The organism is Rhizobium sp. BK212, from assembly GCF_014197475.1.
Classification (GTDB): domain Bacteria; phylum Pseudomonadota; class Alphaproteobacteria; order Rhizobiales; family Rhizobiaceae; genus Rhizobium; species Rhizobium anhuiense.
Window position 1 is genome coordinate 482,355 of record NZ_JACIFS010000004.1, and the last position, 15,169, is coordinate 497,523.

The 15,169-nt window shown below is 53.7% G+C and carries 21 protein-coding genes; 11 read left to right on the forward strand and 10 right to left on the reverse strand.

The window, feature by feature from the left end; genetic code table 11:
- Nucleotides 1–5 precede the first annotated feature (5 nt).
- Both FHT79_RS17035 and FHT79_RS17040 read right to left on the reverse strand, forming a co-directional pair.
- Nucleotides 6–1,763 carry an ABC transporter ATP-binding protein gene (locus FHT79_RS17035; protein WP_183903751.1) on the reverse strand — a complete coding sequence of 586 codons (1,758 nt, stop codon included), beginning with the start codon at nucleotides 1,761–1,763 and terminating at the stop codon, nucleotides 6–8.
- Between the two features lie 159 nt (nucleotides 1,764–1,922).
- Nucleotides 1,923–2,465 carry a recombinase family protein gene (locus FHT79_RS17040; RefSeq protein WP_183903752.1) on the reverse strand — a complete coding sequence of 181 codons (543 nt, stop codon included), beginning with the start codon at nucleotides 2,463–2,465 and terminating at the stop codon, nucleotides 1,923–1,925.
- Between the two features lie 421 nt (nucleotides 2,466–2,886).
- Between FHT79_RS17040 and FHT79_RS17045 the strand changes: the two genes are divergently transcribed.
- Nucleotides 2,887–3,630 carry a hypothetical protein gene (locus FHT79_RS17045; protein ID WP_183903753.1) on the forward strand — a complete coding sequence of 248 codons (744 nt, stop codon included), beginning with the start codon at nucleotides 2,887–2,889 and terminating at the stop codon, nucleotides 3,628–3,630.
- Nucleotides 3,631–3,704: 74 nt separating this feature from the next.
- On the forward strand, nucleotides 3,705–4,538 hold the full coding sequence (locus tag FHT79_RS17050; protein ID WP_183903754.1) for a hypothetical protein: 834 nt from the start codon (nucleotides 3,705–3,707) through the stop codon (nucleotides 4,536–4,538).
- A gap of 459 nt (nucleotides 4,539–4,997) precedes the next feature.
- On the opposite strand, the gene FHT79_RS17055 is transcribed toward FHT79_RS17050, so the two are convergent.
- Entirely contained in the window at nucleotides 4,998–5,453 is a 456-nt protein-coding gene (locus FHT79_RS17055; protein WP_183903755.1) for a hypothetical protein, read from the reverse strand.
- Nucleotides 5,454–5,508: 55 nt separating this feature from the next.
- A complete protein-coding gene (locus FHT79_RS17060) occupies nucleotides 5,509–5,865 on the reverse strand; it encodes a YidB family protein (protein WP_183903756.1) in 357 nt (118 codons plus the stop codon).
- Nucleotides 5,866–6,217: 352 nt separating this feature from the next.
- Between FHT79_RS17060 and FHT79_RS17065 the strand changes: the two genes are divergently transcribed.
- From FHT79_RS17065 to FHT79_RS17090, 6 genes are all read left to right on the forward strand, one after another.
- Nucleotides 6,218–6,376 (forward strand): hypothetical protein, encoded by a 159-nt coding sequence (locus FHT79_RS17065; RefSeq protein ID WP_183903757.1) that lies wholly within the window; start codon nucleotides 6,218–6,220, stop codon nucleotides 6,374–6,376.
- A gap of 453 nt (nucleotides 6,377–6,829) precedes the next feature.
- Nucleotides 6,830–7,285: a hypothetical protein gene (locus tag FHT79_RS17070; protein ID WP_183903758.1), complete on the forward strand. Its 456-nt coding sequence runs from the start codon at nucleotides 6,830–6,832 to the stop codon at nucleotides 7,283–7,285.
- A gap of 50 nt (nucleotides 7,286–7,335) precedes the next feature.
- Complete coding sequence (locus FHT79_RS17075; RefSeq protein WP_130738383.1) at nucleotides 7,336–7,650, forward strand: hypothetical protein; 315 nt, start codon at nucleotides 7,336–7,338, stop codon at nucleotides 7,648–7,650.
- A 58-nt stretch (nucleotides 7,651–7,708) separates the two neighbouring features.
- On the forward strand, nucleotides 7,709–8,737 hold the full coding sequence (locus FHT79_RS17080; protein ID WP_246714020.1) for an SOS response-associated peptidase family protein: 1,029 nt from the start codon (nucleotides 7,709–7,711) through the stop codon (nucleotides 8,735–8,737).
- Between the two features lie 52 nt (nucleotides 8,738–8,789).
- A complete protein-coding gene (locus FHT79_RS17085; protein ID WP_245488203.1) occupies nucleotides 8,790–8,972 on the forward strand; it encodes a hypothetical protein in 183 nt (60 codons plus the stop codon).
- Nucleotides 8,969–9,343 carry a thermonuclease family protein gene (locus tag FHT79_RS17090; RefSeq protein ID WP_130705331.1) on the forward strand — a complete coding sequence of 125 codons (375 nt, stop codon included), beginning with the start codon at nucleotides 8,969–8,971 and terminating at the stop codon, nucleotides 9,341–9,343. The genes FHT79_RS17085 and FHT79_RS17090 overlap by 4 nt, the downstream gene beginning before the upstream one ends.
- A gap of 266 nt (nucleotides 9,344–9,609) precedes the next feature.
- On the opposite strand, the gene FHT79_RS17095 is transcribed toward FHT79_RS17090, so the two are convergent.
- Nucleotides 9,610–9,798, reverse strand: coding sequence for a hypothetical protein (locus FHT79_RS17095; RefSeq protein ID WP_130705332.1), 189 nt, complete (start codon nucleotides 9,796–9,798; stop codon nucleotides 9,610–9,612).
- A 213-nt stretch (nucleotides 9,799–10,011) separates the two neighbouring features.
- On the opposite strand from FHT79_RS17095, the gene FHT79_RS17100 reads away from it, so the two are divergent.
- Nucleotides 10,012–10,365: a hypothetical protein gene (locus tag FHT79_RS17100; protein WP_183903760.1), complete on the forward strand. Its 354-nt coding sequence runs from the start codon at nucleotides 10,012–10,014 to the stop codon at nucleotides 10,363–10,365.
- 36 nt (nucleotides 10,366–10,401) lie between these two features.
- Here the strand turns inward: FHT79_RS17100 and FHT79_RS17105 are convergent, their stop codons facing one another.
- Both FHT79_RS17105 and FHT79_RS17110 read right to left on the reverse strand, forming a co-directional pair.
- On the reverse strand, nucleotides 10,402–11,484 hold the full coding sequence (locus FHT79_RS17105) for a hypothetical protein (RefSeq protein ID WP_130705334.1): 1,083 nt from the start codon (nucleotides 11,482–11,484) through the stop codon (nucleotides 10,402–10,404).
- Nucleotides 11,471–11,821: a hypothetical protein gene (locus FHT79_RS17110; RefSeq protein ID WP_130705335.1), complete on the reverse strand. Its 351-nt coding sequence runs from the start codon at nucleotides 11,819–11,821 to the stop codon at nucleotides 11,471–11,473. The genes FHT79_RS17105 and FHT79_RS17110 overlap by 14 nt, the downstream gene beginning before the upstream one ends.
- Before the next feature lie 95 nt (nucleotides 11,822–11,916).
- Between FHT79_RS17110 and FHT79_RS17115 the strand changes: the two genes are divergently transcribed.
- A complete protein-coding gene (locus FHT79_RS17115; RefSeq protein ID WP_130705460.1) occupies nucleotides 11,917–12,180 on the forward strand; it encodes a helix-turn-helix transcriptional regulator in 264 nt (87 codons plus the stop codon).
- Nucleotides 12,181–12,197: 17 nt separating this feature from the next.
- Here FHT79_RS17115 and FHT79_RS17120 read toward each other — a convergent pair whose 3' ends face one another.
- Nucleotides 12,198–12,554, reverse strand: a complete 357-nt coding sequence (locus FHT79_RS17120; protein WP_245488186.1) for a DUF3768 domain-containing protein — start codon at nucleotides 12,552–12,554, stop codon at nucleotides 12,198–12,200.
- A 24-nt stretch (nucleotides 12,555–12,578) separates the two neighbouring features.
- Nucleotides 12,579–13,157 (reverse strand): hypothetical protein, encoded by a 579-nt coding sequence (locus FHT79_RS17125; protein WP_183903761.1) that lies wholly within the window; start codon nucleotides 13,155–13,157, stop codon nucleotides 12,579–12,581.
- 554 nt (nucleotides 13,158–13,711) lie between these two features.
- On the opposite strand from FHT79_RS17125, the gene FHT79_RS17130 reads away from it, so the two are divergent.
- Nucleotides 13,712–14,278, forward strand: coding sequence for a hypothetical protein (locus FHT79_RS17130; RefSeq protein ID WP_183903762.1), 567 nt, complete (start codon nucleotides 13,712–13,714; stop codon nucleotides 14,276–14,278).
- 29 nt (nucleotides 14,279–14,307) lie between these two features.
- On the opposite strand, the gene FHT79_RS17135 is transcribed toward FHT79_RS17130, so the two are convergent.
- A complete protein-coding gene (locus FHT79_RS17135) occupies nucleotides 14,308–15,144 on the reverse strand; it encodes a hypothetical protein (RefSeq protein WP_183903763.1) in 837 nt (278 codons plus the stop codon).
- Nucleotides 15,145–15,169: the final 25 nt, after the last annotated feature.

Here is a 15,169-nt window from a genome sequence, read left to right on the forward strand (position 1 = left end):
CACTACTAGGTGTCGCAAATCTCTCGGATCATACGTTTGATAGTGAGGTTGTCCAGTTTAGAGAAGAGTGGCGTCAGGAAATCCGTGTAAGGCTTCACGTGTGCTGCTTCATTGAAGATCACTGATAGTAAGAAAAACTGGCTTGGAAGTTCCAGTCCTCTTTCAAGTGCGAAGTCTAATTTATCTGCCGTCTTATGCGTCTCAACAAATTTTGTCCTGTCGTCGTCGCTACCGAGCATTTCATACGTCTTTTTTTCGATCAGATTTCTCACGGCGCAACAAACAGAAACTGGATCATACTTTAACTTATCAGAAACGTACCGTTCTAGCTGGCTTTCAAGGTAGGCCTTAAACGAGCTTGAAGTTGCAATGGTGTTGTCCAGTCCAAGAGCCGCAAATTCAGTCGTTAGATCAGCTTCGTTGGGGTGATGATGGAGGAAGTACGTTGAAAGACCTGACTCTATCGATGGGTGAGACCGCTTCTGGATTACAAGATGTACTTTCTTGTCGGGCATTCGAGTGCTACGGGCAAGATAGCTTACTTTTTGATCTTTAAATGTGAAATTCTTAAAGTAATTCGGGTCGAGATGGGTGAGGATCACAGGAATAAGCTGACGACCAGCTAGTCTCCACTGCTCGATCATTTCGGTGACGTAGTACTGGCATGCGATGAGGTTCGCGTCGTCAAGGTAGTCAAAAACCTCATCGATAATAAGAATTGCGCAGTCGCCCTGTAGTTTCCGTCCTGCCGTTAAAAGAGCTCCCACCAGACAGAGTGTATCTCTTTCGCCATTTGAGATCTGATGCGCACTTGGAAATTTGAGCACCAGACGACCTTTTATTTCTTGAGGAGCAATCTCTTTCCATGTCGCCTTAAATGGTTTAAGGGCCGCAATGCATGCCTCTTTTTCAATCGCGTATGCAGTGAATTTACGAACTTTTTTGAACTGGTCTTTACCCGCCTTATGAAGCTCTGCAAACTGCAGGGCTGCACAGTACAGCTCGGCATCGTTTTTAAAGTCCAGCGGCGAGGCTGCCAATATTTGCTTTATGGCTTCAACATGAGGGACAGCTGCAAGTTTGGCCAGCTGCGAATTTTCGATAGCAGCTTGGATCTCATCAGCGGTACCCGCGAGATCATTTACATACTCTTTGAATGCCGCGATCGCGGCGCAGTTCTTTACACCATCTTCTTTCGAAAAATCGACTGCCGTAATTTGTGACATCAGTTTGAGGTCGCCAAAGGAATCCCCGATATTGGGCAGTATTTTTCCGTTTTTTCCAAATGCCGCCCGCATCGCCGTGCAGTTGTATGAAACGCGCTCCTTTGCCACGGTCTTATCGACAAGTACGATTTCGTCGATTTCGATTGACGAAGTGGAAACGCTCCGCCCTCCCCCAACGGGAAACGTCCGGGTTTTTGATCTCAATCTACTGTTGATGACCCATACAGCGAATTGCTCTTTGACTTCGTTCTTGGCTCCATCGGCCGTCTTTACGACAGTGGTTCCATCTTCACTCAGGTAGGTTATCGATAGGTGTGGTTGAGGATTGGCTTCCAATCCGTGCTTTTGATCGTCTGCAATGTCGAGCTTGCCCGATCTCAAAGATGCAAATGCAGCGGCAATGGAACTCTTGCCGAAACCGTTGGGCGCGACCAACAAATTTGGTTTGTTGGGAAATATCTGAACTGGGAACGCTCTGTCGGAAATTCCCCGTACATGTCTAATTTCCACCTGCGTAATTTGCTTAATCTTTGGCACGACTATAGACGCCCCCGCGACTCAACCCATGATCGTATTGTTCTAATATCAAGATGGCTGTCAACACACATGGCTCAAAGGCGAAGCCGATAGCCGTCTTGCTGCAGCCAATCGACCGATGTCGCTCAATCACGAGATGGCCAGAACCGGAGGCGATATCTATTTTTTTAGAATCCGATATACTTGCATTCGCGAGCAGCTTGCGGCTTTTGCAATGGCAGAGATTGCGGCTCCTTCCCCATGAAGCTTCCGTATTAGCATGTGATCAATCCGCGGCTTGCCACCCTTATAAGCACCGTTTGCTTTTGCCTTTCCGATACCTTCTCGTTGGCGCTCTTTGATGAAGCGGCGTTCCATTTGCGCGACCATGCCGAGGACCGTGAGTATGACGTGTCCCATTTCGCCGCGCGTCGACACGTGCGGATCAAGGATCGTTACGAAAGCACCTCGCTGCTCGCACTCATGCACGATGTTGAGGACGTCGCGCGTGTCGCGCCCCAGACGATCCAGCCGCGTGACGACTAACTCATCACCTTCGCGCAAAAACTCGATGATGGTCGCAAGCTCTGTTCGCCCCTCGCGGCTGGCGCCTGAAACCTTCTCCGCGCGTACAATTACGCACCCCTCTGACTGCAGACGTTGCCACTGAATTTCGAAATCCTGATCGATTGTACTGACGCGTGCGTAGCCGATTTTTGTCATGTGTCACCTCAAGCTTTAGGCCCGAGGCTACCCTGTCACAAATAGTCGACGTCAAGATCGATGTGACGGGCCGTTGCGTCACATGCGAACTGTCGCAACTGCCTATACCTCGACGTTTCATTCACAAGTCCCGGCATCAGCGGCCGATCCATCTCCCGAGTAAGTGGGTATGTGGGCGGCGTATAACCGCTGTTCTCCCGCTAGGGACCCGGAAAGCATTCGATTTGTTTCGCATACCTTTCATGCCGTGAAGAGCAAAAGATCTGTGGCAAGCGTCATAAGAATCTGCAATTGCTTGCGCAATCGCAGGTCATATACCTGCTCCTTGCCGCCAGTTGCGCGCGATTTTTAAATACAAATCATGTATTAGATGCGCTAAATATGTTAGCGTCCTCGTCTGGTCATGCTGTCGGAGGGTGGGATGGGGGATAATATCATAGATGCAAAGGCGAGTGACGGCCACCAAAAAACAATACCGGCGGATGGTACTATGCTAGAAGTTAAACCGCTCGTAATTAATAACAACGTTATGTTTTTATTCGCGGTAATCGTGCTCATTGCAATCCTTGGTGCAGGGTATTGGCGCGACGACTTACAGTATAACCTGATGTTTTTGATTTCGCTTTCGCTTTCATGTTCGATTGTATTTGCCTTTCTGCCATTCTCTGCTGAAGTGGGGCTTGAGGGATGGCTTAAAGCAGGGGGGACAGCGGCTATCTTCGCTGTCTGTCTTTGGCAGACTGTCCCGTTTGCTAAGGAGATGCTTAAGGATAACCGCGTACTTGAACAGAAACTTCACGATATCGAGTTGGCGAAAATAGATGTGAAGGGCAAAGAAGACCTGATAAAACAAAAAGATCAGGAATTAAACCAGCTTAGATCGGCTCTGGAAAAAGCAACAGGGCAGCAGGGTATGACGGAGAATAATATTCGGTTGATAGAACAGAATATAAATTCTGCTAATAACGCTCTTGCCACTATAAGCCCGAGTTTAGTGAACGCTATGAACTCAGCAAAAGCTGCACAATCTAATTATAGCGACTCCAAAACCTGTAGTTTGCGAGCGAGCCAATCGATTGAAGCATTGGCGCCGGCATTCCCCGCGATTGAAACGCTGGGCTCCGCTCTAAAGACCGCACGGGCGGCCATCCAACCTGCGCAGTAGCAAAGATGTGAACGTTGCGCTCGTCGGGATATGGGTTAACTCCACTTCGGCGCCCTTCAACTTGGAAGACTAAGATGGAAGTAAATCTTGAGGATCTGCAGCATAGATTGAACAAGTCGCGGCAGGACTTTCAACGGGCGATTGAGCGTTACGACACCGAAGGCCGCTCGGATGGCACTTTTATCGTGAAGACGTATCTCCGCAAGTTCAAGGACGACAATCAGGACCGCGCAAAAATTGCCGTCGACATTGCGAAGGAGACGGAGGAAGAAATTGAAAAGTTTAGAAGCAGGACCAGCGATCTTGCCTATAAAGTCCAAACCGCCCTTCTCACAGGCAATATGGTCGCGTCGGGCGCCGCTGTCGACAGCATGGGTGAGATCCTTGCTGATGCCTCGGGTTTTCTTGACGAGATAGCAAAACGGTTAGCGGATTTGAATAGTTCGTCTCCCGCGCCATCGGCAACCGTTCTGCAAGCCCGGCTTGACGAACAAAAGATGAAAGTGGCCAAGGTAGGCGAGTCGGTCGTCAGCATCACGACGTTGGCGGCGGCTGTTTGCAACATGCGATGCGAAGTACTGAAGGGATTTCGCAATGACAACCTAGAGGTGAGCAGGGAGGAGCTGATCCGTCGTCTGCGAGGGATGTTACTCAGCATTCCCAGAGAAGAAGTTTTTGAGCGGTTCCGGAAACTGGTTCAAGATCTGCTCGCTGAATACCTGAAAAAGGCGGTGCCGATCCTGGGAGGGGTGCTCTGGGTTGCTGACAAGGTCAAGAAGCTCGCCCAACCGAAGGCGGGAACCAATCCTGGAGATACAGACATTATGCTTACGTTGCATCCTGCGCTGCGGAAGGACCAGCAAATGATAGACGAGCTGGATCGAATTTTTCAGGGACTGGTAAAGTAATAGTGCCTTTTACACGCACTGGTAAGCAGCACGCCCTGTTTGGTTTCTTTAGCGCTCAAGCAATTACCAGAGGCAGGCGCCGCCATTGTTATTCAACCAACAGCGACAAACTTCTCAGTAAGATCGACATTCCAGATATCCCTCACCCAAGTGCGCTAGCGTGGTGTGATTTTAGTGTCTGCGTACATTGTATTCAATGTAGTTCTCTGGAAATTTCCCGGCGCTGATCGCTGCACTATTGGGAAACAGCCACTTGATCGGTGGGCGCTTCAGAAGCGGCTGGCAAAGATACGAAGCTATCGGCAATAGGCCCACGACTGAAATGCAAATGCGGTCATCGCGGCGCCGACATCGTCATCGGCTGTGTCTCGCGGTGATCCCTCGCACCTCGGTTTGTCGAAAGAAAAAGGCCGCCTCCGCGGGCGACCTTTCGTGTTTATGGATCAGTGAAAGTTTCGTTCAGCCAGCGGCCTTGATGCTCGTGTTGCAGAGGCTCCAATAGCCGCCGCCCTTCTGGATCCACTTCAGGTCGCCGAGCACGCCGGCATCCTTGGCGGCATGGTAGGAGTCGACGCAGGTGTGCAGGCGGGCCTTACCGGGCGTCTCACTCGAATACTTCTTGTCGATCGCCTTCGGGAACTTGACGCTCTTCGGCGCTGCGGTCGTCGGCTTTGCCGGTTCATTCTCGCTCGTGGCGGTAACGTCCGCCTCGTCAGCCTTGTCGGCAGCAGCAGCGTCGGCGCCACAGAACTTTGCGCGGAAATCGTTCCACTTCACGTCCTTGGCGGAACCGTCGGCCTTGGCGGCCTGATACTTTGTGCTGCACTCCTTCATCGTCAACGCATGCGCCGGCGACGACATGATGAAAGCAGCAACCAGCGAGCCGGCAGCGGAGAGAAGCAGTTTGTGTGACATATGATTGGCCTCCGTCGATGATGTTGACGTTTCAGTCTTCGCTTCCGCCTCGGCGTTAAGACGCTGACGACGGGAGGGTTCCATTGGGGCTTGCCTGATCTACGGCCGTCGGAAGGTGCTCCGCGAGAAGCTCGGGTACCTTGCTGATATCGATGCCGAGTTTGGAGGCAAGGCCCTGAAGCTGCTCTGACGAGAGCGCTGCGCGAATTTGGTCCGCGGTGATCGGGATATTATCGCCTGTGCCTATCCAGGAAGCTACGTGATGGCCAAGCCCGCTTTGATTGAGTTGCGTGAGAACGCCATCGAGTCCGCCGACATTCTGGAAAACATCTTCGGCAACCGCCAGAAGATTGACTGGCCTGCCGTTCAAGACGTCGCTGACGACACTGCCCAAACCATCGAAAAGTCCCATGACACTCCCCTTGGTCCACTCGCCACGAGGCAGACGGTTACACCTGCTCAATGAACCTGCGATGAACGGCCGTTCGGTGTGGCGAAGGGTCATCCTTAGGGGAGCACGGTTGCCAACGAACAAAGCGAATGCTGCGATGGTCAACGCGTGACGTCGCCCCAGACATTGACAAGAACAACTTTCTTGCCGCCTGCGCTTACTCATTGCGGACCTCACGGGAACACGCGACTCAACGGATCATTCAGCGACCCGTTGCGGTTGAGGTCGTAGCTCCAAAATATTTCACCTAGATCGACTTTTGATTGCAGTCGTGGCGTAGTGTCTTGCAGGCTAGGACATCCGGGAGAGCGCGATGAGCGACAAGGATTTCTTCGATCGCAAGGTAACAATTCTTATGAAGGAGTGGGATATCTTCAAACGCACATCGCGCGATTTGACACCATTTCCTTTAGCATTCGGCAGTGGAGCGCGACGATATTCTCGGCTTTTCTGGGCGGCAGCATCGCCTTAAAGAACCCTCAAGGAATGCTTATAGCCATAGTCCCGGTGCTGCTGCTTTGGCTTATGGACGGAGTTTGGAAATCGATCCAACTCCGGCTTATTGACCGCAACGTGGAGATTCAGATTTTTTTGGCATCCAAAGAGTTCGAGGATGCACATACGAACCTGTCGATGGATTCTTTCGTTACACCGACGATGTTCCAGGGCTTTCGCAAAACGACGTGGCCGGCAAAAACTTTAAACGTTTTGCGTTCTGCGGTGGTCCGAAGCGTTCTCCTCTCACATTTCGCAATTCTGCTTTGTTGCCTCGCTTCGTACATTTTCTTGAGCCGCTGGCTACCGGGACACGAGTGCATTTTTCAATTCGCTGAAATGCCGTCTTGACTCCGCTTCCCATGAGAACATAATAAGAACATCGGCGACGACAAACGCCAATCCGACAAGTTCAACTAGGAGAACGACGATGCGAACGCATTTGACCGATGGCAAAGCTGTGCGCATTGAAGCGCGCGTCACTTCCCTCACTGGCATTTGTTGGGGCCCTCTCGCTCCCTTCGAAGCAAAAGACGCGCACGATGAATTGTTGAAGTCTATCGAAGGGCGCGCCGGTGCCGAGCTGATGACAGCCACAGTGTACGACCGAAAGTCCGGCGCCAAGTGCGGCCGGTACGATGTCGCGGTAGATGCCAGTTCAGGCGACGGGTGCGGGATGTACCGCTCCATTATGTTGGAACCGTCGACCGGCGAGATACACGACCTCGCCACGCCGCCCCTTTGGTACCAATACAAAGATCCGGAGGATGTGGTCGTCAAAGTCCACAAATTCCTGACCGACATGAAATTCTTCGAAAACCTTGACGCCTTCACTCATCATGCGATCGACCGCGCTGAGGCAGAGGGAAATGGACAGATTCACTGAGCAGCAATGGCTTGAACTGAAGGCGGCGCTCAAAAGTCGACGGGCTTGCCATGCCGGAAATGAACCAATCCAAGAAGCTCGCGCGTTGGTCTTTGGCCGATGCGAGCGCCGTCGGGCATATTCTCGTCGTTCAATGCCAGTATTGCAGGATTACAAGGCGATATCTGCCCGACGACATTCTGAAATTCCAGAAGAATAAGTCCGTTGATCGTGTCCGTTTTCGCTGCCAGGAGTGCGGTAAGCGCGACTATATCCACGTGAGTGTCTACTCCCCATCAAGCAGCGATATTGGAAAGCTGCCGGTTCGACGTCTGGTCGGCATGCGCGACGTCAAGATGCCGATATGGCGCGATGAAACGATGTAGGCTTAAAATGGCATCGAGACGAGATAACCCGCTTGCCCGATGGAGGCTGGATCGGGAATTGCCGCACCATGTCATCGTCTGGTGGGGCAACTATCAGAACGGCGAATCTGCTGACAGCTACCGTGAAAGGGGTGACGTCCTCACCTCTGCGCTTGCACTTGACCAAGCTTCGAAGTCCTATTTTGCTTCCATCAAATGGGATCAATATCTTGTCTTTTGCTTCAGCAGCCGCGAAGCTGCCCGCCATTTCAGGGACCGTTGGAACGGCCAATTCATCGACACGGACGAAGTCAGCCGAAAAGACGCGTGGACGCCAAGGGAGGGCGATGTGTGCAATCTCTACAGCATGCTCAGTAACCAGGAGGCTATCCGCGGAATTACGCGGGCGATGATTGACAGCACCGGCAACATGGAACCGACGGCAGAGATCTGGCCGGACCGGATGGCGCCGATCGTGCGCAACACGCCGGCCGGCCGTGAGTTGGCACAGGTGCGCTGGGGTCTGCCAAGTTCTTCTCAGGCGCTCTTTCAGGCCGCAACGAAGCGTGCTGATGCACTGCGAAAAAAGGGCAAGCAGTTCGACTTTCAAGACCTGCTGAAGATGGAGCCGGACGGCGGGACAACCAATGTCGGCAATGTCGCGAGCAAGCATTGGAAGCGCTGGCACGGAACCGAGTTTCGCTGCGTCGTGCCTTTCACAAGTTTCGCCGAGCCCGACCCCGCAAGCAAACCCGAGGGCGGACGAACGCCGAATGCATGGTTCGCCGGCGCTTCGAGCTGCCCGCTGATGTTTTTCGCAGGGATTTGGGTGCCGCAATGGCAGAGCGTGCGCAAGATCAAGGAGGGCCTAATTACGGCAGACCTATTTGGGTTCCTAACGACGGAGCCAAACGCCGTCGTGGCGCCGATCCATCAGAAGGCAATGCCGTCGATCCTCACCAATCAGGACGAGATTGAGACATGGCTCACGGCGCCATGGGAGGAGGCAAGCAAGTTGCAGCGACCGCTGCGCAATGATCAGCTTATCATTCTGCCGACGGCGCAAGTACCGGCTGATGCCAATGCCGAGCCAATGCTACCGCTATGATGAGAGAAAAATGAGCGATACCGACAAACCGGCGCTGACGAACGCGCCGCAAATGTATGTCCACTATTGCGAGGAAGAGGGATGCACAGAGTGGGGAGGCTGGGGCAACAGTCCATCCCCGGCTGTGGCGACCCGCTGGTGGTGCTTCGAGCATTTCCCGCATAAGTCATACGAGCAGGAACAGGCGCTCAAGCGGAAGCTCGAGGCGGACGAGTATGGAAGTGCCATTCAATGATCGCTGGACTGATTATCTGCGCATCGCTGACCGTAGTCGACGGCGACACGGTGAAATGCGACGGGCAGAACATGCGGTTGCTGGGGGAAGGTGTCCCGTTCGTCTCGGGCATCGATACGCCGGAGATCGGATCGCACGCGAAGTGCAGCAAGGAACGGAAGCTGGCGTTGATCGCCAAAGGGCGGCTGAAAGAGCTGCTGGCTGAAAGAGGCTTAAAGGTGATGTTCAGCGGAGCGGTGGACAAGACACCAACACACCGGCCGCTCATCAACATCTACCGGATGAACGGTGAAGAAATCGGCAACAAGCTGCTGCAGGAGGGCTTCGCCAGGACATGGACACCGAAGCAGCGAAACGACTGGTGCGATTGACCGTCGCGCTGCCACAGGGGGTGTTCTGTCGAGAGGAGAGGCGCCCTGCTGTGATCCGACATTGTGGTACATTTCGATGTTCAGTAGCACCACCCACAGTGAATGCGAGAGCCCGCCTCGCACTCACTGCCGGGTGGCGTACCCACCGCTTGCCGTGAACTATCGCGTCTTGAGCGACGGCGACGGTCTCACGGCGGCAAGGGGCTCAGGCTCTCGCATGACGGACACGAATAGGGCTCGCGCACCTTCCGGCCCCTTGCGACGTGTCAGTCCGACCATCTCTCCTCAGATATTGTTGCGTGCAACTCAAAGACGGGCACGTGGGGGTACTTTTTAATGAAATCGACCACCGCTTCCCCTATGGCCTTTTTGTATTCAGCCTCATCATCGGCAACGTCGACAATGGTGCGCGTGAGAGTTTTGCCGTTTCGCTCGATACTGATTGATTTCAACATTCGACTTCCTTTCAAGGATTGGTGCCTCAAAAAGAATGAGGCCTTTATTATAGTCCTCAGAAGGCGAATCGATAACCGGATCGCGGATTTTATTTAGCGCTACCTCCACCACCCCGTGGTCAAGTCGCTGGCCTGCCGCCCGTCGTCAATTCACTTGCTCCGATTAAAAGCGTAGCTCAAGGTATGTGCGGCAAGAGGGGAACGGGGATGAGGTTGTCAGGACTGATACTTGCGCTCTTTATGAGCGCCAGCGCCGTGAACGCCGATGACGACATGCCAATCATGACCGTCGGTTACTATCTTCACGCTTTTGGAGCGAAAAACTCCAGTGAGCAGCTTCAGGTAGTCAGCTATTTAAGTGGGATCCGCGACCATATCTATTGGCAATGCAAGTATAAGGTGACCGTTAGGAATCTTATTGACGCATCAAACCTGATGATCGCGGCGTCGAGAACGACGTACCACAGCGCTGAATTCGTTGAGTGGGCCAATAAAACGCCCTATGGCGACATGGTTTTCGTTGGTATTAAGGCCAATCCGCCGAACGGTACAATGAAATGTTCCTAGACGCTACGCAGCAACGCTAGCAACGATTGCAGTTGATCAACGAGCGGAAGCGGCCCCAAACTTGTTGAAGCATGCCTTGAATTTCGACATCGCCTCGGCAGCCCCTGAAAGGTCCATAACAACCCGCTCACCTTTTGCGCCAGTCACGGACATTTCCTTGCCTTGCGACATTTGATCCAGCAACTCCATCGGCAACTGACCAAATTCGTGCCAGCCGAAATAATCGCTCTCGCCTCCGTCTGAGACATAGGCAGGCTTGTCGTCTACATGCCATGTCGCTCTGGTATCGCCGCTGAACAAGCTGCTGACAAAACCGACGAGATCATCCTTGCCCGGCGAGCCCATAAAGCCCACCATCACAATTCCACGATGGGTTTGGGCAAAGCAGGTGGGACCCCAATCCTCGTCACGGGTATAGAACTCCCAATCCGAGGGGGCAGCCAGAGGCTGAGAGCCGGCGGAAGGTTGAGCCGGAGGCTGGCCCGCTGGTGAGGCAGCACCGAAAGGTGAGGTGACTTCCTGGCTGCTGCCGTCCTGTTCGGTTTTGGATTGCAAACCCCGGAGGTCGAGGTCACAACGTTTGAACGCGTCATTCATTTCGAAAGCCTGGAACCGGTCCAGCGCTGGGACGGTCCATAGCGGTTCGTTACCACTGAATTTGATGGGTAGCGGCTGAGGTTGCCGCGCCGCCAACACGGAATCGAGCATCGCGCCGATTACAGCATTATATAGAAGAACAGGCACAGTGGGCACGCCCGAATAGAGTTCTTGCTTGCCGATCGCCTTCATTGGAACCTCGACCATTCCCATCAAGGTGTCGGCGGCGACTGTCGTTGTTTGATTGTCTGGAAGTTGCCAAGTGTCTTTTCGGATACGAAGAGCAATGGCTACCTCATCGCCGGCTCCAATCATCTTTTCGATGGAAATTGACCTCGTCTCCCACAACGATGTTCGAAATGCGCAATAGGGGCGTTCGTTTTGTGCGTCGGGCACATGCAAAACGATCTCCCAAGGCTTGCCGCTATAGTAGCTCGTATCGCTCGCTGCCGCGCCGCCTGTCACGGCAAGGAAAGCCGATAGGCTGATGGCAAAAGGCTTTAGGTGATCAAACAGACGCATCGAGCTTCTTCCGTTTTGACGAACGCCACGTGAAAAAACTCATCACGGCCAGCACCAAGGCAATAAAGCCCCAGATCGTAATGTCGGAAAAGCTGCCCGACGTCGATGCGATAAACGCAAAGGCAGCGGCGAGTGCGAACATGATCGCGCCGACGAGCGGCAAGGCGAACGAGAACGCCCCTGCGATGAAGAACAGCAAGCCAACCAGCATACCGATGGCGCCGGCGCCTCCGGTCGCTTTGTCCTGCAGCAGACCGCTGCCCGCTGTCACGGCGCATGATTGCATCAGCACCAGCAGGCCCAAGAACAGGCCAATAATTCCGACTGCTATTTTCATTGATTGCCCCCAGCAGCGCGAAGCTCGCGCATGAATTGAAATATGTTGGATATATCCGATGGATTACAAGCCTTCAAGATGGTCGCCATGCGATCATGGATACTCGTCAACGACTTGCCTGGAATCTTCGGAAGGTGCGCGCCGACAAAAAGGTGACGCAGGAAAACCTTGCCGTAGACGCAGGGGTCGACCGCACGACCATCAGCGGAATCGAGCGAGGTGACTTCAACGCGTCGATCGATCTCCTCGATCGCATCGCGGCAGCACTGGCCATCGATATCGCCGAGCTCTTTGCGACCCCAAATGAGGGTGAAGCGCCGCCGAGTACGCTGCCTGCCGGGCGAAAGCCCGGTCGATGATATAGCGAGATCGGCCATCAGTATTCGTCCGCCCGCATGATGGTGAGAACGCGACGCGTGACATGCGGATTGGCGGGGTCCGGTGACCCCATATCGAAATCCTGGTCGTAATAGTCGATCTTCCAGAAATAGCTGACTCCATCCTGTTCAATCGCGCCGAAGTCGTGTTCGTTGTAAGGATCGTTGCCGGCGTTGAAGTCGTCAAAGCCGACGACGGTCATCAGCAGGGCCAATCGTTGGTCATGGGGTAGAGCGCTCACCCCGCGGGTGATGACAACCCTACCGGCGGTCGGATTGCGCCTGAAGGCGTCGTTGAGGGTTCGGATGGTGGCCGCCTTGTCGACGGCCTCCTGTTGATGATTTGCCAAGGTCATGGCGAGGCTCCGCATCTATCCGCCTCACAGCTTCATGCTGGGATGCAGCAGCGCCACGTCTTCGATCTTGCGGTTAAAAGGGGGCAGGTCGAGGTAATGTCTCCACTGCAGGCGCAAGACATTGTCCGGCTTCAGCTCAATGACGGTCGCTTCAAACCAGCCTTCGAGCGGATCGTCGGTGGCGAGCACCAAACTGCCGACGAGGATCTTCGACCAGTCGTCCGGCACGTTGCTCGGCGTTGCTGCGTGCCCCTGTTGTGAAACGTCAGCAGGTGCCGCTCGGACTATTTCTGCCTTAACGCGGTCGGCCTCAGGCAAATGGGCGGCAATCTGCTTGTAGAGGTCCTGCTTCACGAAGGGCACGAAGGCCTTCCCGCTGTCAAACAGCTTTCCCTTCGGCAGTTTCGGCAACAGGGAGCGCACAGCATCATTGTCAGCCCTGAGCGAAAACATGCCCATCAGGCTTGCTGCACGCGAGGCCGGCTGGGCGTCTGTGGCCGGGAAGAATGAGGCGTGGGCTTTACCGCTGTCGTCACGGCCGAGGATGATGACAGGATAAGCTAGCGACGCGCGAGCGGTAGCAGTCGACGCAGACATATTCATCTGGTTCTCCAAAAATGACAGTACCCTCAAGGGGCGTTTAGGTGAGGTGGGGTGCAAGCCGAGCGGCTGTGCGTCAACATTCAACGTATTGATTTATAAAGATAAAATGTCGAAATGTCAACTGTGGACCGTTTTTGCCGCGCTGAGGAGGGATTACTCCGAGCGTTGAAAACGTCCCTGACGCGGAGCCGGTTTTGAGGGCGGTCAGGACGAACGTGGATGTCGGTAAAGCACTAAGTTGGCGATGCCAATTAATCTGCGAACTCGTCAGCAGATCCGAGCAGTCGTGCAGAGCAAGACCGACTTTGCTCGGTATCAAAACGCTCGCCGTCGATGCGAATTAGTTGTGCAGGCATATCGTGATGAGGGGCAAGGTAGGAATGGCCACCGGACCCAAACACGAGCTTCGAGTCTTGGAATGTCCTTGTCGGATGACGGCAAGGCATATGGGCGAGCCATGCCTGCATAGCCCCGCAAGTGGGACGACAAGGTCAATGAAGCAGATCGAACAGACACGCTGACAGCTAGATCCACACACCACTGAGGAGCAGCCTATGCCAACCAAGGGCGAATACCTAGACGCTTGGATAGAATGGACCATGACAGCGATAAACGCTGGATACGAACCATATTTGCTGACGTTTATGTTCAACCAGATGCAAGGAACTGAAGGGCGGACAACAGCTCGGATGATCAATCTGATAGAGGATGTCTTCAGCAAGCTTTTGACACGTATCGTGAGAGATCCGCGCAAAGCCGATATCTACACGGAGTACCCGAGATTGATCGCCGCGCCGGATTGGCCTGTGCGTAGTCATTTGAAAATGACCCTAGAAGAGAGCGTCCTGAATGCAGGAAAGCACTGGCACGGGATATTTCTTATGCCGCCACGCTCTCGCATGTGGACATCACTCGACAAATATATTGCGGAAAAGCAGGGCAAATATGCCGGAAAGTCAAAACCGATCATGCGCGTTCATGCAGTTGCTATTGAGACAACCGAGCGCAAGGCTATCGGATACGCCTTCAAGCAGCTCGATCGACGGAGGATTGGCAACGATGCAATAGCAATAATGCCGAAGACGCATGGCGAAATGCCCAGCCGTTCCGGCCGGGCATAACTTTTCAAGTCGTATGAAGGTAGCTGGCGTCAGATTGTCGGCTTCTTCACCTTATAACGATCGACCTTGAAAATAGAAGACTTGCCGAAGCTCACTACGCGCCCTTTGATAATCACTCTGACTGGCAACTTGGCGCTCGTCAGGTCTGATGGACGCTTCGGAAATATGAGGTTAAATGGCATATCAACCGAAGAATCGGCCTGCTTATGCCACGCCGTGTCCTCGTCGTTATCGTGGCCTTCCCCTTCGTCGACTAGCTCCCGGAACCGGTTGCTCATATCGTCGTCGTCCTCGTCTTCAGACAAATCATGATTGCTATTGGCGCCGGCAGGACGTTCATCGACAGGGTTAGCGATTGCGTTATCGTCGTAGACGCCTAGAGGCTTCGTTGGAGCCTCGTTTTTAGCCGGCTTCTGGCTTTGCAGCTTCCTCAGCCCTCCAGCCTTCTCGATTGCCTTGACCAGATACTTGCCATGAAGACCCTTTTCGACGAGCCCCACCACGGCGTTATAGTAGAAACTGGCTCGCTTTTCGCCCTTCTTGCCTTTCGCAAAAATGAACTTCATCGCGAAACGGATCGCCTGATCGTGTTGATGAACTTTGGGTCCCTTCAGCTTGCCCCAATCCAAAGCGCAGAATTCGCGCCAAGCTTCTTCGTCCTTCTTCAGCTCGTTGCCGAGGGTGCAGGCCTCCGCGATTGTTTTCCAGATGAATTTGCGATGGGCGCGCTTTTCCTTCTGAAGGTGAACACGGGCATCGAGTATCCGCAAAATTTTCGGATTAGACGAATTTATTGGTCGGATGGCACTGGGGAGCGCTTGAGCGCTTTTGCCTTTCTTGAAGCCACCAACCACGAGTTTGCCCACGGGTTTCTTCGGCATGTGCTTGTTA